Genomic DNA, 21,722 nt, shown 5'->3' on the forward strand with positions numbered 1-21,722 from the left:
TAGACTAAAGCAAGGCGGAAGAAAAGGTTGTGGTCCACTTGAAACATTTCATTCAATCACTCTTTAAAAAAACGAAATCCAGTCCACCTCCATCTGTCGTCGAACTGGAAAAAAGACTAACCGCTCTTGAGCAAAAAATGTCTGCACCTGCTGCTTCACCTGTCTCAGAGGATACGCATATTCATATTGAATCATTGCACGTGGATAAAATTGACTATCACTTAGAGTTTGGTGAGCTTTCCATTGACCAGCTTCAAGGCAGACTCAATATTGGGGCAACCTATTATACGCCAAAAGAAACCAGCATCAAAAAGTCAGCCCCAGCACCGAAGCCAAAAGAAACACCAACACCGATAGTCTCGATTCGCTCAAAGCCCTCATCTAAGCACGATCGGGAGCCAGAAATAAACCGCAAGAACAATCGCCACAATACTGATGATATTTAACCAAAAGCCCGCCTTGACCATATCAGATATTTTTAACACGTCCGCACTAAAGACAGCGGCGTTTGGCGGTGTGGAGATCGGCAGCATAAACGCACATGAGGAAGCCAAGGCAGCCGCAGCCATTAAACCGTACGGCTCGATGCCAATTGCAAGGCCGAGCCCTACCGTAATCGGAATCATCATATTGGCAACAGCTGTATTGGACATAATTTCTGTCATTAATAAAATAGCGGCGGTTAAAATAATCAACAACATGAGATACGAAAGCCCATTTAAATGCTGTAAATTTCCCCCGATCCATGCTGTTAGATTGGTCTCTGCAAATCCCGTAGCGAGCGAAAGCCCACCACCAAACAAAAGCAAAAGCCCCCACGGCAGCTGTTTCATATCCTGCCATTCTAGTATTCTCTCTCCATTTGTCGCTGGAATGAGAAACAACAGCATCGCACCAAAAATGGCGATAGATGTATCAGATACGTTGATACCTCCAAACAAAAAGATTTTAAATATCCACAAAAAAGCCGTCATGAGAAAAATAGCAAAAACCCATTTTTCCTCTTGTTTCATTTTCCCTAAATCTTCCAACCCCTTTCGTATGAACGCTACACTCATTTCACCTGTGTGCTCTACCTTGAACTGTATTTTGGTCAAATACAAAAATAAGAGAATAAGAAGAACCGTCGCCACGGGAAAACCAAACAAAAACCATTCAAAGAACATAATTTCCCGATCTAACAGCTTTTTTGACATCGCTGCAAAAACAGCATTTGGCACAGACCCAACAAGTGTCGCCAAACCACCAATTGACGCTGAATAAGCAACCGATAATAAGATGCTTTTGCTGAATCGTTCAAGAGATACACCAGATAAGATTTCGTTCGCTTTGACCTCTTTAATCACAGCCAGTGCCACTGGCAGCATCATCAGTGCTGTAGCTGCATTGGAAATCCACATAGATAAAAAAGCAGTCGAGATCATGACACCTAATACAATGCGGTCACTTCTTGTGCCAATGATCTTTAAAATATGTAATGCCATTCTTCTATGTAAATTCCATTTTTCAATTGCGATTGCGATCATAAATCCGCCCATGTACATAAAGACAATCGGGTCTCCATAAGCCCTTGATGTTTGCTCCATAGAGAGCCCGTCAAGTGTTGGCAGAAGGATGATTGGCAATAAAGAGGTTGCTGGTATCGGCAATGCTTCTGTTACCCACCACGTCGCAGTCCAAGCCGTAATGCCTAATACCACTCTCGCAGCATAGGTCAATTCATTTTCTGGTATGAGAAAAAGAATCAACAAGAATAGCATTGGTCCAAGAACAAGTCCAGTTAAATTCACTTTTTTATAAACGATCACAATCCCCCCTAATGAAAACGCTTGTAAAATTTTTTCTAATTTTCCACATTCGATGATTGCTAAAGAAATCCTTTAAATCATAAGAAAAAATGAAGATATCTTTTAGAGAAGCAACCTGTCATTTATTCATATTTCTACTTCAAGACTTGGTCTATTTTCATAGGAGAAACTATACAAATCACACGCAATAACTGTAAAATATAGAGGATCTAATCAAAAATTGAGGTGTTTTCATTGTTTACAGATCAACGAAAAGCATTTTGGAAACAGAAAAAAGTCATCATACCCATTCTTAGCATGATCGTACTTGCGGCTGCTTTCTTTTTCTTAAAAGATACTCTTTTCTCAAAAGAAAAAGAGGCGTTACAGGCGGCCGAGTCCTTTACGAAACACATGGAGAAGAAAGACTTTGCGAAGTTGTCAGATGAGGTGACAAGTGCGTCTCTGAAAGCCAATGACTTCTCCAAAAAACAACTAACCGAAAAATACGACAATATTTTTAATGGAATTGGTGTTTATGATCTGAACGTATCAAAGGTCAAAGTCGAAAAACAGGACAAAGGAAATGGGTATCAGTTCACCTATGATGTCACGATGAAAACGTCTCTTGGAAAACTGAACAAGCTGTCATACAAGGGGGTTCTCACTGAAGAAGATGACAAGTGGAAAGTGGACTGGAAGCCAAGTCTCATCTTCCCGCAAATGGAGAAGGGAGATACCATCAAGGTGAAACCAGATCCTGCTGTACGCGGAAACATTGTGGATCGGAAAGGCCGTACTTTAGCAGAAACAACGGGTGGAAACGCACTTGGCATCATCCCAGAAAAGCTCGGGACAGGGAATGAAAAAGAAAGCAATATTAAAAAAATCAGCAAAGCTTTTGATATAGATGAGGAATTGATTCAAAATCAGCTGAAACAAACATGGGTCACAGACGACACGTTTGTCCCGCTGAAATCTATGTTAGAGCAAATGCCGATTCCTAAGGACGTAAACGGCGTCACCTATCAATCGAAGGAAATGCGCTACTATCCATATAACGAAGCCGCTGCTCATCTAACAGGCTATGTCGGAAAAGCAAATGCGGATGATATCAAAAGGAATCCAGCATTAAAGGCTGATCAAATCATTGGCAAAACCGGTCTTGAATTCACATTTGATCAAAATTTACGAGGACAAGATGGTGGCAGCATTCTCATTGTCCATGATGAAACAGGTATTGAAGAAACATTGCAAAAAACAGACCGAAAAGACGGAAAAACAGTGAAGCTGACCATTGATGCTTCTCTACAGAAAAAAGCCTATGAACAGCTGAAAGGTGAAAAAGGAGCTGTCACCATCATGAATCCATCATCTGGTGATCTATTAGCACTTGTCAGCACGCCTTCCTACGATGTCAATCTCATGACAAATGGGATGACACCTAAGCAATATCAGGCATACAGTGAAAACCCAGACCTCCCATTCCAAGCTCGATATGCAAGCAGGTATGCACCAGGGTCCACATTCAAAACCATTACAGCAGCCATTGGGCTAGAAACAGGTGTCACAAAGCCTAATAAAGTGCGTACCATTCAAGGACTGAAATGGCAAAAGGATCAATCATGGGGAAATTATCAAATTACACGGGTGCACGCCAAAGAAAAAGTGAATATGGTCGATGCCCTTGTGTACTCTGACAATATTTACTTCGGACAGGAAGCACTTGAAATTGGTAAAGAAACCTACGAGAAAAAAGTGAAAACATTTGGGTTTGGCGAAGACTTACACATGCCATTTACAATGAAGCCAGCACAAGTGTCGAACGATGGCATTCAATCTGACATCCTACTCGCTGACTCGGCGTATGGTCAAGGGGAACTACTCATGTCACCGATTGAGCAAGTACATGCCTATTCTCCTTTTGCAACAGGAGGCAAGCTTGTCTATCCTCGAGTGATTCAAGATGAAAAAACAGTATCACCAAAACAAATCATCAAAGAAGACTCAGCAAACACGGTGAAAGACGCGCTCACTCAAGTCGTCACCAATCCAAACGGTACAGCTCACTCCTTACAAATCGAAGGAGCTGATATTGCCGCTAAAACTGGAACGGCAGAGCTAAAGAGCAAACAAGGTGCAACAGATGGCACTGAAAATGGATTTTTACTTGCGTTTAATCCTAAAAAAGAAGATTACGTCCTCGTCGGCATGATCGAAGGTGTGAAAAACCGCGGCGGCAGTGGACTTGTCATTCAAAAAATGAAGCCTGTGATCGCTTCTTTTTATCAATAATCCTTTAGAGACACACGCTATCAATCAAGTGCTGTGTCTCTTTTTTTCTAAATCATGACAATTTACTATTGTTTTATAGTTCACCTTATGAATAAAATGAGAGGAATGCAAAAAAAGAAAACAGTTGGATGAAAGGAGGAAGTCTCATTGGCTATTGCTGCTCGTGCAAAGGATAAACCACAAAAAGCTGTAACCGGTTCAACGGTTTATCCCATTTTACTGATCATTGGTATTTGCCATATGCTCAACGACACTTTGCAAGCCGTTATTCCTGCCATGTTCCCTATTTTAGAACGCTCAATGGGGCTGACCTTTACACAATTAGGGCTGATTGCCTTTACATTAAATATGGTCTCCTCCGTGATGCAGCCTGCTATTGGGTGGTACACAGATAAACGGCCGATGCCCTATGCACTTCCTATTGCTTTATTCTCAAGTGCTGTCGGTATATTCGGGCTTGCTTTTGCTCCATCCTTTGCGACCATTCTGCTTTGCGTCGCCTTTATCGGACTCGGCTCTGCGATCTTCCATCCAGAGGGCTCCCGTGTTGCCAACATGGCAGCTGGTCCAAGACGCGGACTTGCCCAGTCCATCTATCAAGTAGGCGGGAATACAGGTCAAGCCTTTGCACCACTTATCGCTGCATTAATGCTCGTCCCGCTCGGTCAACCAGGAGTGGCTTGGTTTACGATTGTTGGGATGATTGCTGTCGGTTTTCTTCTCTATATTTCAAGATGGTACGCTGCGAAGCTTCAAGCCTTTAGAGCACAAGCCAAGAAAGCAAATCAGAAAGCTCCAAGGTCTGATATTCACCGTAAGTCAGCACTCGCGGCACTTGGCATTATCGTCTTTCTTATTTTTGCCCGCTCTTGGTATGGGAATGCCATTTCGAATTTCTATGCGTTCTATGCCATTGAACAATATGGTGTGACGATTAAAGAATCACAGACTTATATTTTCTTATTTCTTATTGTAGGTGCAGTCGGGACATTTTTAGGCGGACCGCTTGCAGATCGATTTGGTAAGAAAAACGTGATTTTGGCTTCTTTATTGGCATCTTTTCCACTTGCACTTCTATTACCATTTGCCGGACCTGTTTTTGCGTACGTTCTACTTGGACTCATTGGACTCATATTGATGTCAAGCTTCTCTGTCACAGTGGTATACGCCCAAGAACTATTTCCCGGGAAAATTGGCACAATGTCTGGATTAACTGTTGGGCTTGCGTTTGGAATGGGTGCGATCGGATCGGTTGCCCTCGGCTCATTCATTGATGCCTTCGGTTTAACTCCTACCATGATCGGTGCAGCCTTTTTACCGATTTTAGGCATCTTAGCCGTTTTACTTCCTAGTGATCATACCATCTCCAAATGGAATGAATCATAAAATTGAAAACCGCTCATTAACTGAGCGGTTTTTTCATATCTCATAAAAATGAGTGTCAGGAACATGCTTCTTCGCAATAAACCCTTGCTGAAATTCTGGAAATACCTCTTTCACCTGTTTAATTTTTTGATGAACCAAGTCGGCATACGGAATATACAGATGATCCACCAGCTTTTGTTCTGTCATATAGTAATACCAATTGAGATTAAAGGTATTCTCATCAATGATCGTAAAGGCAGAAAAATGATAGAACAGCAGGGAATTTTCGTCGAGGTAAATATCCCCTTCCACAACTGAAAGCTTGTAGTTTTCGATATTCCAAATCGCCGCATTGGCCCCTTTAGATGTCACCACATGGACACCGTCAAAATCATCGATCCATCTTTCAACATACCGCTGGTCTCCGTACGTCTTTTTTTTCGTATCCATTTCTACTGTACAGTGCGCAATACAGTTTTCTTTCCATTGCGTGACCGCCTGTTTGGCAACGTCTGTGTTACGACAGCCTACAAAACCAGTATTAAAGCGGCCTGACAATTCATAAAAGTGATAAAACCGCTTGGAATTCATATGATCTGTCAAAAATAAATGAGCGAGTGGATTCTCTGCAAAAATGGCTTCTGGATCATGATAAAAATACAAATCGGTATCCAAATGAGCGAGATAATCTGCATCTGATGACTCAAGAATTTTGAGTAGAAAGGCAGGCTTTAGCGTCCAGCAATACTCATGGAACGTACGATCATCTTTTGCCTTTCGCAGCGAATCATCTTCAATATCTTGAAGCTGTTCATATTGGACATGCGGATGAGGGAACTCACTTAACACCTTGTAAGCCAAAGGGTCCGCACATAAAACAGACAGCTTGAATGAATGGGCGGTTTGTTCAAGCGAATGAATCAGCGCCAGCAGCTTAAATACATGGGTATTCGACACGATGGTTGTAAAATGATAGGACGCCATCTACAACACATCCACTTGAAACAAATCCACGCGTAACAGCTCTTGCGTCAGCCCTTGAATTGCTTCGACAAGAACCGTGCAGCCATATTCCTGCCTTGCAAGCTGCGCAGTCTCTGACAGCTTTTTCAACGGAAAGTGCTTTGCTGTCAGCACATCTTTTTGATCACGTTTGATGCCTACATTCCGCTCTGTGATCAAATGAAGCAGCTCTAAAAAATAAGATAACAGACCATCAAATGACGGATGCTCACGCAGCTTCCGAATTTCTTTCACGATGTCATTTGTCACGGTGTGAGAAAACGGGCCAGAGAATGCCAAATGGACATCAATGGAATCAATATTGTTGTACTTCTCGCACATATACAAAATGTTATATTTGATGTCATCAAATGACGTTAAATTACTTGGATGCTCCTGATGCACACTCATGATATCCTCTCTCAGCTCAAATGACAGGCCAAGCTGATGCAGACGGATCCCTAAATCATAATCCTCAAACCCGTACCGAACGATATTTTCATCAAACATCCCCAGTGCCATGACATGCTTGCGTTTGACAGAGGAGTTATTTGTAATAAAAAATCTCCACGGCAACTCATAAGAACCTAAATCATAATGATACGTGTGCAAGATGTCTTTGAGGATATCAATAAACTCAGACTGCAAATCGAAGCTTTTCTCTAGAAATGCACCATTTTCGACTTCCTCCATTGATAAAAGAGGCGTTTTGTTCTTCATTTCCCGCTTATACAGACCTTGCTTTTTCAAACTCATCAAATGATCTTTATCAAATGCTGTGTAAAAATAACGATAGATCCGCTTCCAGCACACACCGCAAATGACAAGATCCTCTTGATCTGCATGTGCCTCTGCATGCTTTTGAATAAACCTCGGCTCTGCCAGCATATCACTGTCATGGAAAATCAGCAGATCTCCCTCTGCCTCACGAATGGCATGATTACGCCCCTTAGCAATCCCTTGATTGACAGGAACACGCACCTTTTTAAATGGGAAGTTCACCTCCATTTTTTCGAGCATTTCCATCGTGCCATCAGTCGACCCATTATCGGCGACAATGACCTCAAATGGAATATCCGTTTCCTGAAGCGTTAAGGAAAAAAGGCTCCCTTCTAAACGCTCTTTCGCATTATAGCTCGGAATAATGACGCTTACCTTTGGCTTTTCATTCATGCGTCATCCCCCTCCAGTTTGGCATAGCCGTTAAACATTGGATTGACTTGCTCCACAGATTCAATCACATGACGAAGTACTTTTCGATAGGCTTCTTGGAAAAATGGCAAGTCACTTCTTCCTTTTTCATGGATTTGCTGCATATGATCCTTACTCACGATGCGAAAGCCGCTGAAATGATAGCAAATGAGCGGGCTCCCATCCTCAAGCAGAATACGTCCATTCTCTTCCCGATAGGAATGCTGCCCATAGTTCCAATGACCAATATTGACGCCCTTTGTTTTAATATCTTCTACTTTTTCAAACAGTATCGGCATATGATCCAAATACCCTTGATCGCCAAATTTGCCTTCTCCCGGCGCATTTTTGCATTCTTTTAGACATTCTTCTTTCCACCAGCTGAGACACTTCCTTCCGGCTTCGTCTCCTTTAAAATGTAGGAAGCCCGAGTTATAGCGCCCTAAAAGCTTCTGAAGCATTTTCACTTCCTCAGGATCGAAGCTTGGAATGACAATATCTCCTCTCGAGAGTAAAACAGAAGCATCCGGCTGGTTTTGAAAAATGATTTGTGGGCTCTCATAAAAGAACAAATCCGCATCAAGATATGTCACTTCCTCCGCCTTCTCCTGTTCAAATAACCTCTCAATCCACATCGGCTTTAATGTCCAGCAATATTCCGACGCATCCCGTTCCTCTTTTTTCTCTAGCAGCTCCGGTGTTTCAAGTTCTCGTACATGGACAAGATCGACATGTGGGAATTTCATTTGACGAAGCAAATCAAATGCAGCATCATCCATACATAACGTCTTGATGACAGCATCATCTTCTACTTGCTTCAACGATAAGAAAAACGCAATGGCTTGATAAAGTCTTCCACTTGATAGAACCGTACAATATATGCTGTTCATCTATTTACACCTCTATTTTTGAAAGAATTCGCGGTACCATTCAATGGTCTTTTCTAAACCTTCATCAATGGAGTAATCAGGCTTCCAATCGAGCAGCTTTCTCGCTTTTTCTGCCGATAAATATTGATGCTTAATCTCATGCGTTCCTTGGTTCAGAATACGAGGCTTCAGATCACTTCCCATTGCCTTTAAAATCTTATCCACGAGCTCAAGGACCGTCAGCTGAATTTCATTACTAAAGTTAAAGGCTTCTCCAGCCAGCCCTTTTTCCTCCATTTTTTCAGCTAACAGCAAATAGGCCTTGACCGCATCTTCAATGTAAAAGTAATCACGAATAAAAGTGCCGTCACTTCTAATTTCCGGCGCCTCTCCCTCTAAAACTAGCTGGATGGTTTGCGGAATAATTCGATTAAAATTCAAATCTCCGCCTCCGTATAAATTGCCGCACCGCGTAATACAAACCGGAAGACCATACGTGTTGAAATACGTGTGAGAAATTAAATCTGCGCAGCTTTTTGATACATCATACGGGTGCTTCCCGTTAAGCGGCATGTCTTCATCATATGGAAGCTGCTCCTGATCACCGTATGCTTTGTCACTTGAAGCCACAATGACTCGTTTGATCAGCGGCTGTCTTCTGCACGCCTCCAGCACATTCCATGTGCCTAAAATGTTGGCTTCAAATGTAGAAACAGGATGTCTGTTTGCGACCCCAACAATGGCTTGGGCTGCCAAATGGAAGACAGTATCAATTTCGTATTCTCCTAACGCACGTTCAATCGTTTGCATGTCCTCAAGTGCGCCTTGCACCACGTTCATCTTTTCAAACTGACTGCCTTGATATAAATTCGATCTTGGCACTTGATCACGTACAAGCCCTGTCACGCTTGCGCCTTGATCAATCAATTCCTTGACGAGATAGCTTCCTAAAAGCCCTGTACATCCAGTCACAAATACGTTCTTGCCCTTCCAAAATCCGCTCATGCCGTCACCAAACCTTCCATGGTTGTTTTCCTTCTGTCCACATGCCGTTGATTTCTTTCAAGTTTTTATACGTATCAATTGCTGTCCAAAATCCGTGGTGCTCATAAACCGCAAGCTCTCCATCATTCGCCAGATTTTGAAGAGGCTCCGCTTCGAACACACATTGGTCATCGTCTGTCAAATAATCAAAAACCTTTGGAGACAACACAAAAAATCCTCCATTGATCATCCCGATACTATCCGTCTTCTCAGAGAAGGATTGTGCCATCCCGTTATACACCTTCAACGTCCCGTACTGTGACATCTTTTCAATTCCCGTGACAGTGGCTGCTGCCCCAAGCTCCTGATGACGTTTGAGCAAATGAAACATATTGATATTGGCAAGCCCATCACCATAGGTCATCATAAATGTCTCATCACCAATGTAGTCCTGCGCCTGCTTTAAACGTCCGCCAGTCATCGTATTCTCGCCAGTATCTAAAAAGGTGATTTTCCAGTTTTCTGCTTTCCCTAAAAGCTTCATTTCTCCTGTCGACATATCCAGCTGCATGCTGTGGTGCCGCCAGTCATAGTTGAGAAAATACTCTTTGATCTTCTCACCTTTATATCCAAGCAATAAGATAAACTCGTCTACACCGTAATACTGATAGATTTTCATAATATGCCATAGAATAGGCCGATCTCCGATCATAGCAAGTGGTTTAGGAAGCGCTTGTGTGACCTCACTCATTCTCGTTCCCTTTCCTCCGCAGAGAATGACTGCTTTCATCTTCTCCCCTCATCTCTCTATGAAGATTTTGATTGAAAACCCTATCTTTATGCGGAAAATCAGTACATGTATCCTCATACTTTGTCCGACTTCAGGTTTTGAATCTACTCTATTCATATGTCGAAATGAGAGAGGGTGCCACCTAGCATTTAACTATTTTTACAAATAAAAAAGAGCGAGATTTGTATTCTCGCTCCTTCAAAGTTTAAATTGTATATTTTCAGGGTAGATGGTATGATAAACATGTGCATACACAGCACAAACAGCCTCTTTCTATAAAGAGACTACGAGATTGAATGAATTCAAGTGGCAGCTTGCTTCATTCTCAATATGAATCACGGAGGTGAATTCCCATGGCACAAAATGTACTTTGTGAAGTGAACTCTTGCCGTTTTTGGGCTGAAAACAGCTGTACAGCTTCTACAATTAAAATTGGTAAAAGCACAATCGCTGACGTGACTCGCAATGCAGAAACTGATTGCGAAACATTTGAAACAAAATAATACTTTTTTCTGAGATGAAGGAACTGGCAGGTTCCTTCTTTTCTTTTATCATTCTATCAAGAATGATAATTATTATCAAGTGTTTTTCAATAAACATTTCTCGGGAAATAATGACACGATCATTCTCCATTCGTTGACGATTTTCACTCCTTTTTCTATACTCAACATATCCGAAGAAGAAAAAGTGGTGACCAATCAATGGATTTTACAATACGTTTTCTATCATTCTTTGTCGTTGAAGTCGAAGGCAAAGATGAACAAGCAAATAAACGATTTAAACATTATCAAACATTAGACCAAGAGGAATTTGAACAAAGTGAGCTGAAGGATTTTCTAGACGGTGAACTGAAAAAAATCGTCAAACGAAAAGTGGACAGACACCCTAAATCCGAACAAGTGCCGACCAAAATTGGCCGTTTCATTGTAGAACCGGGTCATGAGCTTGATTCAAATCCAAACTACAATTTATTTCATCAGACGAGATTTGCTGATTCAAAAGAAGTGTTTAATGAGTGCAGTGAACAGTTTGTTCGCACTTATTTAGATACAAGTGCTGTCAGAGGCGGCGTTTTTTTAGTTGCGTCTGCGGTTCCTAAAAAGTATTTCGATGACTCCTTTGTCTTTATCATGAAATGCGATTTTGAACAGAAAGTCGCTTCTATCGCCGATACATCTACCTTGATTCGAAAAGTCGAAATGGCCATTACAACAAAAAACATGAAATCGATTCAATATCCGTTTATGCCAGAAGAGGGCATGACAGAGGAAGCAGAAGTGAAAATTCACCAGTCCTCTCACGCCCGTTATTTTGAGGACTTTCTAAAATTCGTCGAATACGGAGAATCAATGCCTGAAATCATGAAATCACAGGTCATGAATATGGTGCAGGAACAAGTATTTGAAACATTACAGGATGAAAGTGAAGAATTAAAACAATTTGAAGAGGACCTTGAAATATGGGAAGCGAGTGAAAAGCGGGAGATCAGGGAACGGCTCGATACAGAACAGGTCACGTTAGCGGCTTCACACATTGTTGAACAAACCCCTGATATCACGATGAAAATGCGTCTAGGTGAAACAGAAATCAAAAGTCTTCTAGCCGACTTTGGCCACTCGATCCATATTGCAAAGGTCAACAATCGTTATGTTGTGCTAGTTGAAGCAGACCAAATCGTATTCGAAAAAGGAAGCACGCCTGTTGAATTTCATAAACCAAATGCCTTAAAAGAAGTCGTCAGCCAGCTGACGCAAAAAGCATACGATTCAGACATAGATTAAGAGAATATGACTGCCCCTTGCGTTCAGCTGCATGAGGCAGTTTTTTACTTATATCAGCTTCTGCATATGCTGACATCAAGAGGTTTACCTAACAGCGTAAAGCGGAAAATTTTCACACTGCACCAGAAGAGACATGCGACCGATTGCCTCTCGCCCACATGCTTAAAAGCAGTAAGCTGATGATAATCATCAGCCAAAAGACGCTGCTTGATCCAAAAAAATGAATCATCGTATATCCGCACAAAGGTCCTAAAGCAGCACCAATATCTTGAACGAAGGAATAGCTTGCAAGGAAGCGATTCTTATCTGTTTGAGTAGAGGCTTTTTGAAAAGCAAACGTATCTGTCATCGTCGTTAAGGTCGTTGACAGCAGTTGGATCAACAGCAACATAACAAGAAACCAGCCACTTACCTTCAGCATGACCGCAAGCATATTGAGACCTCCAAACGAAAGAAACATCCAGCATAGCATTCGTTCTTTCAACACCACCCTGTCAAACCACCTGCCTGTTCTCGGTGCGACAAATGGTTCCCACCCCCATCTGATCGCTTGAATCCCTCCACTTAAAGCAGATGCGCCTATGACGTAACCGAAAAGAGCAAATTCACCATGACCGATCTTTGCTTCAATCACATGACTCAGCGTTGAAGCAAATAAACCTTGTATCACAAGTGCTATAAACATTCCAGTCATCAGTACTTTTACTACATCTCGTGCAAACCACTTCTGTTTAATACCTTGATACACTTCGTTACCTTGCCCCTTTTCAATCTCATCCAAAGACACATAAAAAATACACCCTAGCAATGAGAGTAAACCAAAGACGAGCGTCATCGATTGGAAGCCGATGAAGCTTGCGAATAACCCGCCAAATAACATTCCAAATAAACTGCCAAGACGGTAAAGCCCGTTATAAAGACCAGTCAAATGGCCTTGTGAGCCTTCATCCATTTCAGCAATTAACCGCATTCCACTCATACGTAATAAAGTCCATGCCAATCCCCATAAGCAGCGGCAAATGAGCAGCAGCCAAAAACCGCTAACACCATATAGCATCGTTGTCACTGAGGCTATCAAGATAGCAATCAATACGCCAGTCTTCATTGGCACATATCGGTATAACCACCAAACAACAGGCGTTAGAGGGATGCGAATGAATCGATTGATCGACAGCAGTAATCCGACTTCCCAAATGGATGATAAACCGATCTCTCTCCAATAGATCGGAAGAACAATATAAAGCATTGAATCTCCAATGAGTGCAAACGCTGTGATGAGCGATATTGAGACGACTTGCTTTTGACGATGGTCCATTTTTCTCTGCCCCCTTCGCTATCTTTACGATAAGGGATACCTTATAATAAATCTAATGAATGTTTTTGATTTAATCATCAAAATAATTGATAGGTGGTGCAAAATTGAATTTACATGCCCTCCGGATTTTTGCAAAGGTTGCAGAAACAAAAAGCGTCACACAAACGGCAGATGTGTTAGCTTTGACACAGCCAGCTGTGACAGCTCAACTCAGAAGCATTGAAAGAGAGATCGGTTTTCGCCTTTTTAAACGAAACGGCCGGGGAATTACACTCACGGAAATGGGGAAAATTCTGTATCCTTATGCCCGTCAAGTATTTGAAGCTGAAAAGGAAGTAGAATATCAGATCACGCTATTACAAAACGGAAAAAAAGGGCGACTCCGAATCGCTTCTACCTACGTACCGCTCAATTTTTTGCTGCCTGATTGGCTTGCTGCTTTTAAAACATCATCACCACAGACCGAAATTGAATTAAAAAGCGGAAACTCCGCTCAAGTCATAGAGAGTCTTCTGCAATATCAATCAGATGTGGCCATCGCTGTGATTGAAGATCTGCACCACGAGGAGATTCTCACCTCCCATTTGACTGATTTAAGCTATGATTTTATTGTCCCGGCGGACCATCCATTGAACGGAAAAACCGTCCCGCTTGAGCGCCTGAGCCATGAACCTTTTTTAATGCGCGAAGAAGGCAGTTCCACAAGAGAAAAGCTCTTTTCTCTCTTTACCTCTAAAGGAATTAAAAAACCGACCGTTGATTTACAATTCAGCGGTGTCCATGAAGCGATTCAAATGATCAAAGCAGGCTATGGCATCACTCTTGTTCCTCGTGATGCTGTTCACAAAAGTCTCGATCGGAAAGAAATTGGGCGCGTGTACATTGAAGGAATTGAAATCGTCAGACCTGTCGTTGTCTGCAAACGAGCGAATGATCTTGAAGAAAATAAGACGGTGAATGCCTTCCTGCAAATGAAGGACATTGGTCCGTTTACAACGCCTCCTTCAAATTAAAAAAGTGCCTGCTGAAGTAACAGGCACTTTCTCTATTTAGATGGCTGAACTATGTCAAACGGTAAAGCCTTGGCCGCTTCAACTAATCGTTTTGGAGTCATCAATATTTCATTTCCCCATTCTCCCGCTCCAACTCCTAATACCTCTTCTTCTAATAGCGAAGCTTCAATAATCGTGCGAAAGCCTTCAGGCTGCCAGCAAAATGGCGGAATCGAACCAATTCGATAGCCCGTCACTTCAAGAACCGTGTCCGGTGAAGCCATTTTGATATTGCGGGAGCCGGCCGCTTTCTTTAGTTTTCCTGATTTGATATGCTGGTCAGCGCCAACCATCACAAGCAGCTGCTCCCCTTCCCCTGTTTCAAAGATCAATGTTTTAATCATTTGTCTTTCCTGAAAACCAAGGGCTTCCGCTACATTTGCTGCACCTTTTTCTGTTTCGGCAGAAAATGTTTTGATGTCATATGGGATGCCGAGCTTGTCCAAAAAGTCATGTGCCGGTAATTTTCTCACTAGATTGAACCCCTTTCCTTATGGTGTCTTTCATTAAAGCTTATCACAATCATCTCATCCTTAAGATGTATTTTTCAATGGAAAGCCTCTAGGCACTTCATCCCCATGCTATACTGAACTTGTTTTTGAAAAGGAGTCGGTTTGATATGGGAAATAAGTTTTGGTTTTATACAGGCAGTAAAAGCCTCCTCATGCTAAGTGATATTCTTTTTGTGATGACCATCACGTTTGTCATCTATCAAGATACACAATCTGTTGCGTATGCCGCTGTATTTCCGCTCATTAGAACGCTATGCCAGCTTTTGGCTGGGCTCATTTCCCCTGTTTTGACAGATCGCTTTCAAGCCTATCGTCTATTGAAATGGGTCCCTCTTTTACGTCTTGGAATGTTCATCGTGTTTACAGCTCAATTTCATTTCTTTCAGCAGCATATGGTGTGGCTGTTTGGAGCGCTCATTTTGATTTCCATTACAGGCGGATTCATCAGTCCTTTATTACAGGCGATCATGCCGATGCTTGTGCCAGCAAATCAGCTTGTGAAGGCGAATAGTACAGCCTCCATTTTTCATCAAATGGTTCAAATCGCCGGCTATTCGTTTACTGGAATGCTCGTCTTGTTTATTGGTCCATTTTATTTACTGGGGATTACTTGTCTCATGATTGTGTTGTCATATCTATTTTTCATGCCCGTTTTTCCTCTTCTTAAGCAAGAAGATGTAGATCGAAAAGCAAATAAGCTGAACAGTTTCAAAGACGGCTGGACGGTCATTTGGAAAAATAAAACCGTTCGCACCCTGACCTTTATGGATGTTTGTGAAAATATAGCGGGTGCTGTTTGGATCGGAGCCATTACGCTTGCCTTTGTCACACACGATTTAAAAGAAAGTGAAGATTGGTGGGGATTTATCAATGCTGCTTATTATACTGGTGCCATTATAGGCGGGCTGTTGGCTGCGTGGATGAGTCGTTTCATACAAAGGCAGCTGCTCCTCTTTATGGCAGCAGGGTCATTCATCTATGCGGTCCTGACCATTCTTTTTGCACTGAACAGCCTTCCGTGGCTTGCTCTTGTGCTTTGTATCCTGATGGGACCTGCCTATCAAATTCGAGATGTTTCGCAGCAAACCATTCTTCAAACGGAAACACCAGTCCGTGATTTATCGAAGGTGTATTCCGCTCACTACGTCCTTTCTTCTGTATCTGTCGGTTTATCCATTTTCTTTGTTGGGATGATTGCAGATGCATTCGGAGCAAGGTTTGTGTATTTATTAGGCGGTCTGTTTGTGCTCATCTGTTCAGGCATCGCCATCCTCGCTTTCATGGTGCAGAAAAAAAGAGCGGCTGTTTAATACAGCGGCTCTTTTACTTTTCTTTTAACATCGTAAACATCTCACGAGCCATTGTTTCTAATATATACACGACCGGCGTCTGTGTCGTGATATTGGCTCTGTGCACTCGTTCATCTGTGACGTAATAGGCAATATTTAAGTCAGATATTCGCGAAATTGTGCAGTGCTGATTGTTTGTAATGCTAATGATCGTACTTCCTTCTCTTTTTAATTTCGAAATATGATCAATCGTAATGCGGTTCTCCCCTGAGACAGAAAGCACAATGGTGACACTATTGTCCAAATACTGCATATTCATCGGGAAAAATGGATCATTGATGTAAAATGAAAATTTCTCAAGACTCGAAAAGTACCTTGCCCCATACTGCGCCAAAATACCAGAACTGCCAGTCCCGATAAACAGTACGTTTTTTGCTTCGGCAATGAGCCTCGCTGCCCCTTTGATTTTCTCCTCAAAGTCTCCTTTGAGTGTTCGTTCTATAAATTCATATAGAAAATGCTGAGTGCTTTTCAAAGAAGGTGTTTGTTCTGATTCTAAATACATTTTGAGCCTTACTTTAAACTCTGAAAAGCCTTCACAATTCACTTTTCGGCAAAAGCGAAGGACAGACGAGGTGGAAATATGAGCGGCATCTGCCAAGTCTCGAATTCTCATATACACGACCTTTTCACTGTTTTCCATAATGTATCGATATAAAGCGCTTTCTAGTTCATTAAAGCTCGAAATGACCTCACTTGAAAACATCTGACTTCCCCTTTCACAAACAATATGTCACAACGTGTTTCTTCTATGTAACAAATCTCTAAATGAGACACCCTTGCCTAAAGACGCTGAAGTCATTTACGCACTAGATGCTCTCACGATAAGCTATAGATGTACAAACAAAAGAAAAAGAATTGGCTACATTCTATTATAACATTGCGCGTTACATTATTCGGAGGTGCAGAACATGGCAAAAGGATTAAAGGTTGTCACAATTGGCGGAGGATCAAGCTATACACCAGAGCTTGTGGAAGGATTCATTAAACGGTACGATGAATTTCCGATTAGCGAACTTTGGCTCGTCGATATTGAAGCTGGAAAAGAAAAGCTTGAGATCGTTGGAGACCTTGCAAAACGAATGGTCAAAAAAGCAGGCCTTCCAATCGACGTCCATTTAACACTAGATCGTAAGAAAGCGCTTGCGGGTGCTGATTTCGTTACAACACAATTCCGTGTCGGACTGCTTGAAGCACGCATGAAGGATGAACGCATTCCTTTAAAATATGATGTCATTGGTCAGGAAACAAATGGTCCAGGAGGTCTTTTTAAAGGGCTTCGCACCATTCCTGTCATTCTTGATATTGTCAAAGATATTGAAGAATTATGCCCTGACGCATGGCTTGTGAATTTCACTAACCCTGCCGGTATGGTCACAGAAGCAGTTCTTCGCTATTCAAACCACCGCAAAGTCGTTGGCTTATGTAACGTGCCAATCGGCATTCGCATGGGAATCGCCAAAGGGCTGGATGTAGACGCAAGCAGAGTCGAAGTCAGCTTTGCTGGATTAAACCATATGGTATTTGGACTCAACGTATTCTTAGATGGCAAAAGCATCATGGATCAAGTCATTGAAGACATGGCAGATCCAAATTCCACAATGTCGATGAACAATATTCATGCGATTCCTTGGGATGCAGACTTCTTAAAAGGTCTTGGCGTGATTCCTTGTCCGTATCACCGCTACTACTACAAAACAAGTGATATGCTGGCTGAAGAAAAGAAAGCAGCAGCGAGCGAAGGGACTCGTGCAGAAGTCGTTCGTGCACTAGAAAATGACCTGTTCGAGCTTTACAAAGACCCTGATCTCGATATCAAGCCGCCACAGCTTGAAAAACGAGGCGGTGCCTACTACAGTGATGCGGCTTGTAACTTGATCGCATCGATTTATAACGACAAGCACGACATTCAGCCGGTGAACACGATTAACAATGGCGCGATTAGTGACATTCCAAATGATTCTGCCGTTGAACTCAACTGCGTTATCACAAAAGACGGTCCTAAACCAATCGCTGTTGGTGAAATGCCGGTCGCTGTGAAAGGACTTATTTCTCAAATTAAATCCTTTGAACGTGTAGCCGCTGAAGCAGCCGTTACAGGCGATTACAACACAGCACTTGTGGCGATGACCATCAATCCGCTTGTGCCATCAGATGCCATTGCAAAAAGCATCCTAGATGAAATGCTAGAAGCACACAAAGAGTATTTGCCACAGTTTTTCAATAAAGTAGAAGCATAAAAAGAAACCCGCACTTGTTGAAAGTGCGGGTTCAGATTGTTGACAAAGGGCTAAAATGATCTTTATTTTAGCCCTTTGTCTTCTTTTCAGCGTGATATGAAAACCCTTGAAGTCTAGGAAGGCCGAGTACTGGAGAATTTTCTATTCGTGAGCACCAGCACGCAGAACTGACACCGAATGCGAGGGTTTGTCTTCACGTTGAAACCGCACTAGTTGAAAGTGCGGTTTTTCTTATTTGCCTGCAAACAGCCGGTCCATCTGAGCGCGATCATAGTCTAATAGCCAGTGCTGTAAGCCTTCATAGACTGGGCGTAGACGCTCAGGGTCTGCTGCAATAAGATCACAACCTCGATCATCATATAAGTGAAAAATCATCTGTTTTGAGAGGTTGATGAGATAGATTTCATACCCCAGTTTTCCCTTCATGATCTGATTTGGTGTAAAAAAATCTTCTTGGCATATCGCATGAAGCAAAGGGCGCAACCGAATATCTCTCAGACGGCAGTTGATTGTAAACCGCTCTAACTGAATAACCTCTTCTATTTCTGGGTGTACATAGGTCAAAGGCTCATGACGCAATCGGTAACGCACTTTCCGATTGACATATTTTTGATACACCAGGAGCTTACGTTTCGTTAATTCATGTTCATGTTCTGTATACACATCAGTCACAAGCAGCACATCGTCTTCTGCTTGAAAGGAATGCCTTACAATATGTAAAGCGCGATCTCCTGCTGTTTCTAACACTTCTGTTTCCTTTCCTAATGACCAATCTGCTACTTCAAACCGAAGCCCATACGGCCATTCATAAAAGAGAGGCGGTGCTAGGTACAGATTTGGAAAATAAGTGTTTAAAAATATATTTGTTTGATCGCTCATAGGATGTCCTTCCATTGGTTTTATGTCTTATTTTAATATTGAAGCATAGAGAAAAACAATTGGAAATGAACTGTCATTTCTTATACGATGGAAAGAGATGGAGGTGTGACCAATTGAAAAAATCAAAATGGCTTTTACACGTATTTCTCACATCATTGATCACGATGTGGATTCAGGCTGGACTTGATCAGGTGAACATCATTCAGATCACCAATATATGGGTCGATGCCAGCAGCTGGATCATCATCTTCTTTGTGATTTACGCTCTTCTCGACTGGACAGCTCACGTCCTAGCAAAACGAAAAACCGTTCATCGTTGAACATCTCTTTCATAGAGATGTTTTTTCTTGAAACGCCTCTTGTACAAGCTCATGAATCACGCCCATTCCTGCCTGACTGCCAGCAGCTGCTGCAAGAACTAGCTGAGCAGGACCACCTAAAGTATCACCACATGCAAATACACCGTTTACGGATGTGCGTCCAAGGCTATCTGTTTCAATACCCGCATTCTTCGTCATTTGACAGCCAAGCTTTTCGGCAAATGGGGCTGATTGCTTGAAATCACTTGCTACAAATCCGCCTTCTCTTTTTACTCTCTCCCCATCCGCAAGCTGAAGAGAGTGCAGCTGCCCATTGTGATTTTCGATCGACACAATTGGCACATCAATGACTTGAATAGAATGCGCCGAAAGAAGTACCCTTTCCTCTTCAGCTAACACTTGTTGCCCATTCGTAAACACGATCAAATCCTTTGTCCAATTGGAGAGAAGCTTAGCCATATGCAAGGCACGATGATTCTCTGCAATGAGCGCAAGTGCCTTGTCCTTTAATTCCCATCCATCACAGAAAGGACAGCTAAACAACGTCTTTCCATACACATCATGAATCCCTTTGATCTCTGGTAAAATATCCTGAAGTCCCGTTGCCAATATGATTTTTTTTGATTCAACCGTCTCACCCTCGTGTGTCAGTAACGTAAAGCGGTCCTCTTTCTTTTGTATATCAACAATTCTACTTCGTTTGATTTGGATATTAGGGTAGGTCTGAAGATCTGCCTCTCCCGCTTTTCTGATCTCAAACGGTGTCATTCCATCGTTTGTAATAAAACCATGTGATTCCTGTGTCACTCGATTTCTTGGCTGCTCGTCATCAAACACGATGACCTGTTTTCTGCCCCTTCCCACAACAAGTGCTGCATTTAATCCAGCTGGTCCGCCTCCAATAATGGCACAATCTATGAACATATGAATCTCTCCTTTTTATTAAAGACTTCAAAGACTCTTTATATCTATAATTTGATCAAAAAAATTACATCTTGAAAAATGGATTCTTTTCTGTCTGCTCAATTTGACTCGCAATATCAATTAAACGTTTTTGACTGAGGGTTTCTTGCATTTTTGTTTCAACATCCTGCATGACTTGTTCAATCAAACAACCATCGTGAGGCATTAAAGATTCGTGCTCTAAGGAACAGCGAAATAAATTCGTGTGCCCTTCTACAGCCTGAATGACGTCTAAAAACGAAATGTCTTCCTTTCGTTTGAGAATGGTGTATCCTCCCTTTGCACCAGGCGTTGATTCAATCAATCCCGCCTTCACAAGCTTTGTTAAAATTTTTGATAAATAGGTTGGTGAAAGATCTTGCATCTTAGCAAGAGGCTCAACACCCATCGCTTTTCCCTTTGGCGCAAGAGTTAAAAACACCATCGTATGCAGCGCATAGTTGGTCGCTTTAGAATATTTCATCAGATGATTCCTTCCTATCTATTATAGACCTTTTATATCTGTAATTTATCTTAAAAGATTCTTTGAAAAAAAGCAAGTGTCGTGCATCTCCTTCCTGAATTCATTCCACATTTCGCATTTTCTTCCGATAATAGAAGTGTAGCAATGATGAATAGTAGAAGGAGTGAAGAAAATGTCAGATCAACAGCACAATGCAGCCCATGAAGAAGAAGAGGAATTTAATGTATATGACATGCTTCCACCCGCAGGAACGATCATTGGAGAAGCAACAGAAGAAGAAATGGAAGCTGCGGCAGCACTAGAAGTGAGACATGTCGCGTTCATCCGCCTGCAAGACATGTACATTCAATTTGATGGCTCGTCTTACAAAGACTTATTAAAAGACTTCCAAGAATTCGAACTCGACTCCACTAAATTTTGGAGAGCCATCGCAAGACGCCTGCAAGTCCCATACGAATGGCCAATCCGAATCGACCATGCAAACGGCCCTATTTATATTGGTGAAACAGAAGATAGCCGTGAGGTTGAGGAGAGCGCTGAGTAAGTGGTTGGTGACCCCCCTTTT

General features: G+C 42.1%; 22 protein-coding genes. 10 read left to right on the forward strand and 12 right to left on the reverse strand.

All coding sequences use genetic code 11. The features are described from left to right. Nucleotides 1-29 precede the first annotated feature (29 nt). Nucleotides 30-446, forward strand: a complete 417-nt coding sequence (locus C6W18_RS15375; protein ID WP_223251728.1) for a hypothetical protein — start codon at nt 30-32, stop codon at nt 444-446. Here the strand turns inward: C6W18_RS15375 and C6W18_RS15380 are convergent. Beyond that, on the reverse strand, nt 378-1,760 hold the full coding sequence (locus tag C6W18_RS15380) for an SLC13 family permease (RefSeq protein WP_189318110.1): 1,383 nt from the start codon (nt 1,758-1,760) through the stop codon (nt 378-380). The genes C6W18_RS15375 and C6W18_RS15380 overlap by 69 nt on opposite strands. Nucleotides 1,761-2,042: 282 nt before the next feature. Here C6W18_RS15380 and pbp4 point away from each other — a divergent pair, with 282 nt between their 5' ends. Both pbp4 and C6W18_RS15390 read left to right on the forward strand, forming a co-directional pair. Further along, on the forward strand, nt 2,043-4,082 hold the full coding sequence (gene pbp4 / locus C6W18_RS15385) for a penicillin-binding protein PBP4(5) (RefSeq protein WP_105928138.1): 2,040 nt from the start codon (nt 2,043-2,045) through the stop codon (nt 4,080-4,082). A 147-nt stretch (nt 4,083-4,229) separates the two neighbouring features. Then, nucleotides 4,230-5,468, forward strand: a complete 1,239-nt coding sequence (locus C6W18_RS15390; RefSeq protein WP_105928139.1) for an MFS transporter — start codon at nt 4,230-4,232, stop codon at nt 5,466-5,468. 33 nt (nt 5,469-5,501) lie between these two features. On the opposite strand, the gene C6W18_RS15395 is transcribed toward C6W18_RS15390, so the two are convergent. Genes C6W18_RS15395 through rfbF form a run of 5 tightly spaced genes read right to left on the reverse strand, consistent with a single transcriptional unit; the run spans nt 5,502 to nt 10,283 of the window. Further along, on the reverse strand, nt 5,502-6,431 hold the full coding sequence (locus tag C6W18_RS15395) for a putative nucleotide-diphospho-sugar transferase (RefSeq protein ID WP_034320078.1): 930 nt from the start codon (nt 6,429-6,431) through the stop codon (nt 5,502-5,504). Next, nucleotides 6,432-7,622, reverse strand: a complete 1,191-nt coding sequence (locus C6W18_RS15400; RefSeq protein WP_105928140.1) for a glycosyltransferase family 2 protein — start codon at nt 7,620-7,622, stop codon at nt 6,432-6,434. It lies immediately after the preceding gene. Next, entirely contained in the window at nt 7,619-8,530 is a 912-nt protein-coding gene (locus tag C6W18_RS15405; RefSeq protein ID WP_105928141.1) for a putative nucleotide-diphospho-sugar transferase, read from the reverse strand. The genes C6W18_RS15400 and C6W18_RS15405 overlap by 4 nt, the downstream gene beginning before the upstream one ends. A 12-nt stretch (nt 8,531-8,542) precedes the next feature. Then, nucleotides 8,543-9,514, reverse strand: coding sequence for a GDP-mannose 4,6-dehydratase (locus tag C6W18_RS15410; RefSeq protein ID WP_034320085.1), 972 nt, complete (start codon nt 9,512-9,514; stop codon nt 8,543-8,545). 4 nt (nt 9,515-9,518) lie between these two features. Beyond that, entirely contained in the window at nt 9,519-10,283 is a 765-nt protein-coding gene (gene rfbF, locus C6W18_RS15415; protein ID WP_105928142.1) for a glucose-1-phosphate cytidylyltransferase, read from the reverse strand. 353 nt (nt 10,284-10,636) lie between these two features. On the opposite strand from rfbF, the gene C6W18_RS15420 reads away from it, so the two are divergent. Then, the gene (locus tag C6W18_RS15420) at nt 10,637-10,786 is read left to right on the forward strand and encodes a DUF1540 domain-containing protein (protein WP_078061668.1); all 150 of its coding nucleotides are present in this window, start codon (nt 10,637-10,639) and stop codon (nt 10,784-10,786) included. Nucleotides 10,787-10,984: 198 nt separating this feature from the next. Beyond that, nucleotides 10,985-12,064, forward strand: coding sequence for a DUF3900 domain-containing protein (locus C6W18_RS15425; protein WP_105928143.1), 1,080 nt, complete (start codon nt 10,985-10,987; stop codon nt 12,062-12,064). 112 nt (nt 12,065-12,176) lie between these two features. On the opposite strand, the gene C6W18_RS15430 is transcribed toward C6W18_RS15425, so the two are convergent. Next, complete coding sequence (locus C6W18_RS15430) at nt 12,177-13,379, reverse strand: MFS transporter (RefSeq protein ID WP_105928144.1); 1,203 nt, start codon at nt 13,377-13,379, stop codon at nt 12,177-12,179. Between the two features lie 104 nt (nt 13,380-13,483). Here C6W18_RS15430 and C6W18_RS15435 point away from each other — a divergent pair, with 104 nt between their 5' ends. Beyond that, nucleotides 13,484-14,392, forward strand: a complete 909-nt coding sequence (locus C6W18_RS15435) for a LysR family transcriptional regulator (protein WP_105928145.1) — start codon at nt 13,484-13,486, stop codon at nt 14,390-14,392. Nucleotides 14,393-14,424: 32 nt separating this feature from the next. Here the strand turns inward: C6W18_RS15435 and C6W18_RS15440 are convergent, their stop codons facing one another. Beyond that, nucleotides 14,425-14,904, reverse strand: a complete 480-nt coding sequence (locus C6W18_RS15440) for an aminoacyl-tRNA deacylase (protein WP_105928146.1) — start codon at nt 14,902-14,904, stop codon at nt 14,425-14,427. 146 nt (nt 14,905-15,050) lie between these two features. Between C6W18_RS15440 and C6W18_RS15445 the strand changes: the two genes are divergently transcribed. Next, entirely contained in the window at nt 15,051-16,253 is a 1,203-nt protein-coding gene (locus tag C6W18_RS15445; protein WP_034320103.1) for an MFS transporter, read from the forward strand. Nucleotides 16,254-16,266: 13 nt separating this feature from the next. Here C6W18_RS15445 and C6W18_RS15450 read toward each other — a convergent pair whose 3' ends face one another. Beyond that, a complete protein-coding gene (locus C6W18_RS15450; protein ID WP_105928147.1) occupies nt 16,267-16,998 on the reverse strand; it encodes a MurR/RpiR family transcriptional regulator in 732 nt (243 codons plus the stop codon). Nucleotides 16,999-17,203: 205 nt separating this feature from the next. Here C6W18_RS15450 and C6W18_RS15455 point away from each other — a divergent pair, with 205 nt between their 5' ends. Then, the gene (locus tag C6W18_RS15455; protein ID WP_034320108.1) at nt 17,204-18,532 is read left to right on the forward strand and encodes a 6-phospho-beta-glucosidase; all 1,329 of its coding nucleotides are present in this window, start codon (nt 17,204-17,206) and stop codon (nt 18,530-18,532) included. Between the two features lie 231 nt (nt 18,533-18,763). Here the strand turns inward: C6W18_RS15455 and C6W18_RS15460 are convergent, their stop codons facing one another. Beyond that, nucleotides 18,764-19,411 carry a DUF3885 domain-containing protein gene (locus tag C6W18_RS15460; RefSeq protein WP_034320112.1) on the reverse strand — a complete coding sequence of 216 codons (648 nt, stop codon included), beginning with the start codon at nt 19,409-19,411 and terminating at the stop codon, nt 18,764-18,766. Between the two features lie 113 nt (nt 19,412-19,524). On the opposite strand from C6W18_RS15460, the gene C6W18_RS15465 reads away from it, so the two are divergent. Next, on the forward strand, nt 19,525-19,731 hold the full coding sequence (locus tag C6W18_RS15465; protein WP_105928148.1) for a hypothetical protein: 207 nt from the start codon (nt 19,525-19,527) through the stop codon (nt 19,729-19,731). Nucleotides 19,732-19,740: 9 nt separating this feature from the next. Here C6W18_RS15465 and C6W18_RS15470 read toward each other — a convergent pair whose 3' ends face one another. Both C6W18_RS15470 and C6W18_RS15475 read right to left on the reverse strand, forming a co-directional pair. Beyond that, nucleotides 19,741-20,655, reverse strand: a complete 915-nt coding sequence (locus tag C6W18_RS15470) for an NAD(P)/FAD-dependent oxidoreductase (protein WP_105928149.1) — start codon at nt 20,653-20,655, stop codon at nt 19,741-19,743. A gap of 64 nt (nt 20,656-20,719) precedes the next feature. Then, nucleotides 20,720-21,157: an Rrf2 family transcriptional regulator gene (locus tag C6W18_RS15475; protein WP_105928150.1), complete on the reverse strand. Its 438-nt coding sequence runs from the start codon at nt 21,155-21,157 to the stop codon at nt 20,720-20,722. Between the two features lie 172 nt (nt 21,158-21,329). On the opposite strand from C6W18_RS15475, the gene C6W18_RS15480 reads away from it, so the two are divergent. Continuing rightward, on the forward strand, nt 21,330-21,701 hold the full coding sequence (locus C6W18_RS15480) for a hypothetical protein (protein ID WP_105928151.1): 372 nt from the start codon (nt 21,330-21,332) through the stop codon (nt 21,699-21,701). Nucleotides 21,702-21,722 lie beyond the last annotated feature (21 nt).

The sequence above is a fragment of the Bacillus sp. LLTC93 genome, assembly GCF_002993125.1.
Taxonomy (GTDB): domain Bacteria; phylum Bacillota; class Bacilli; order Bacillales; family Bacillaceae; genus Bacillus; species Bacillus zhangzhouensis.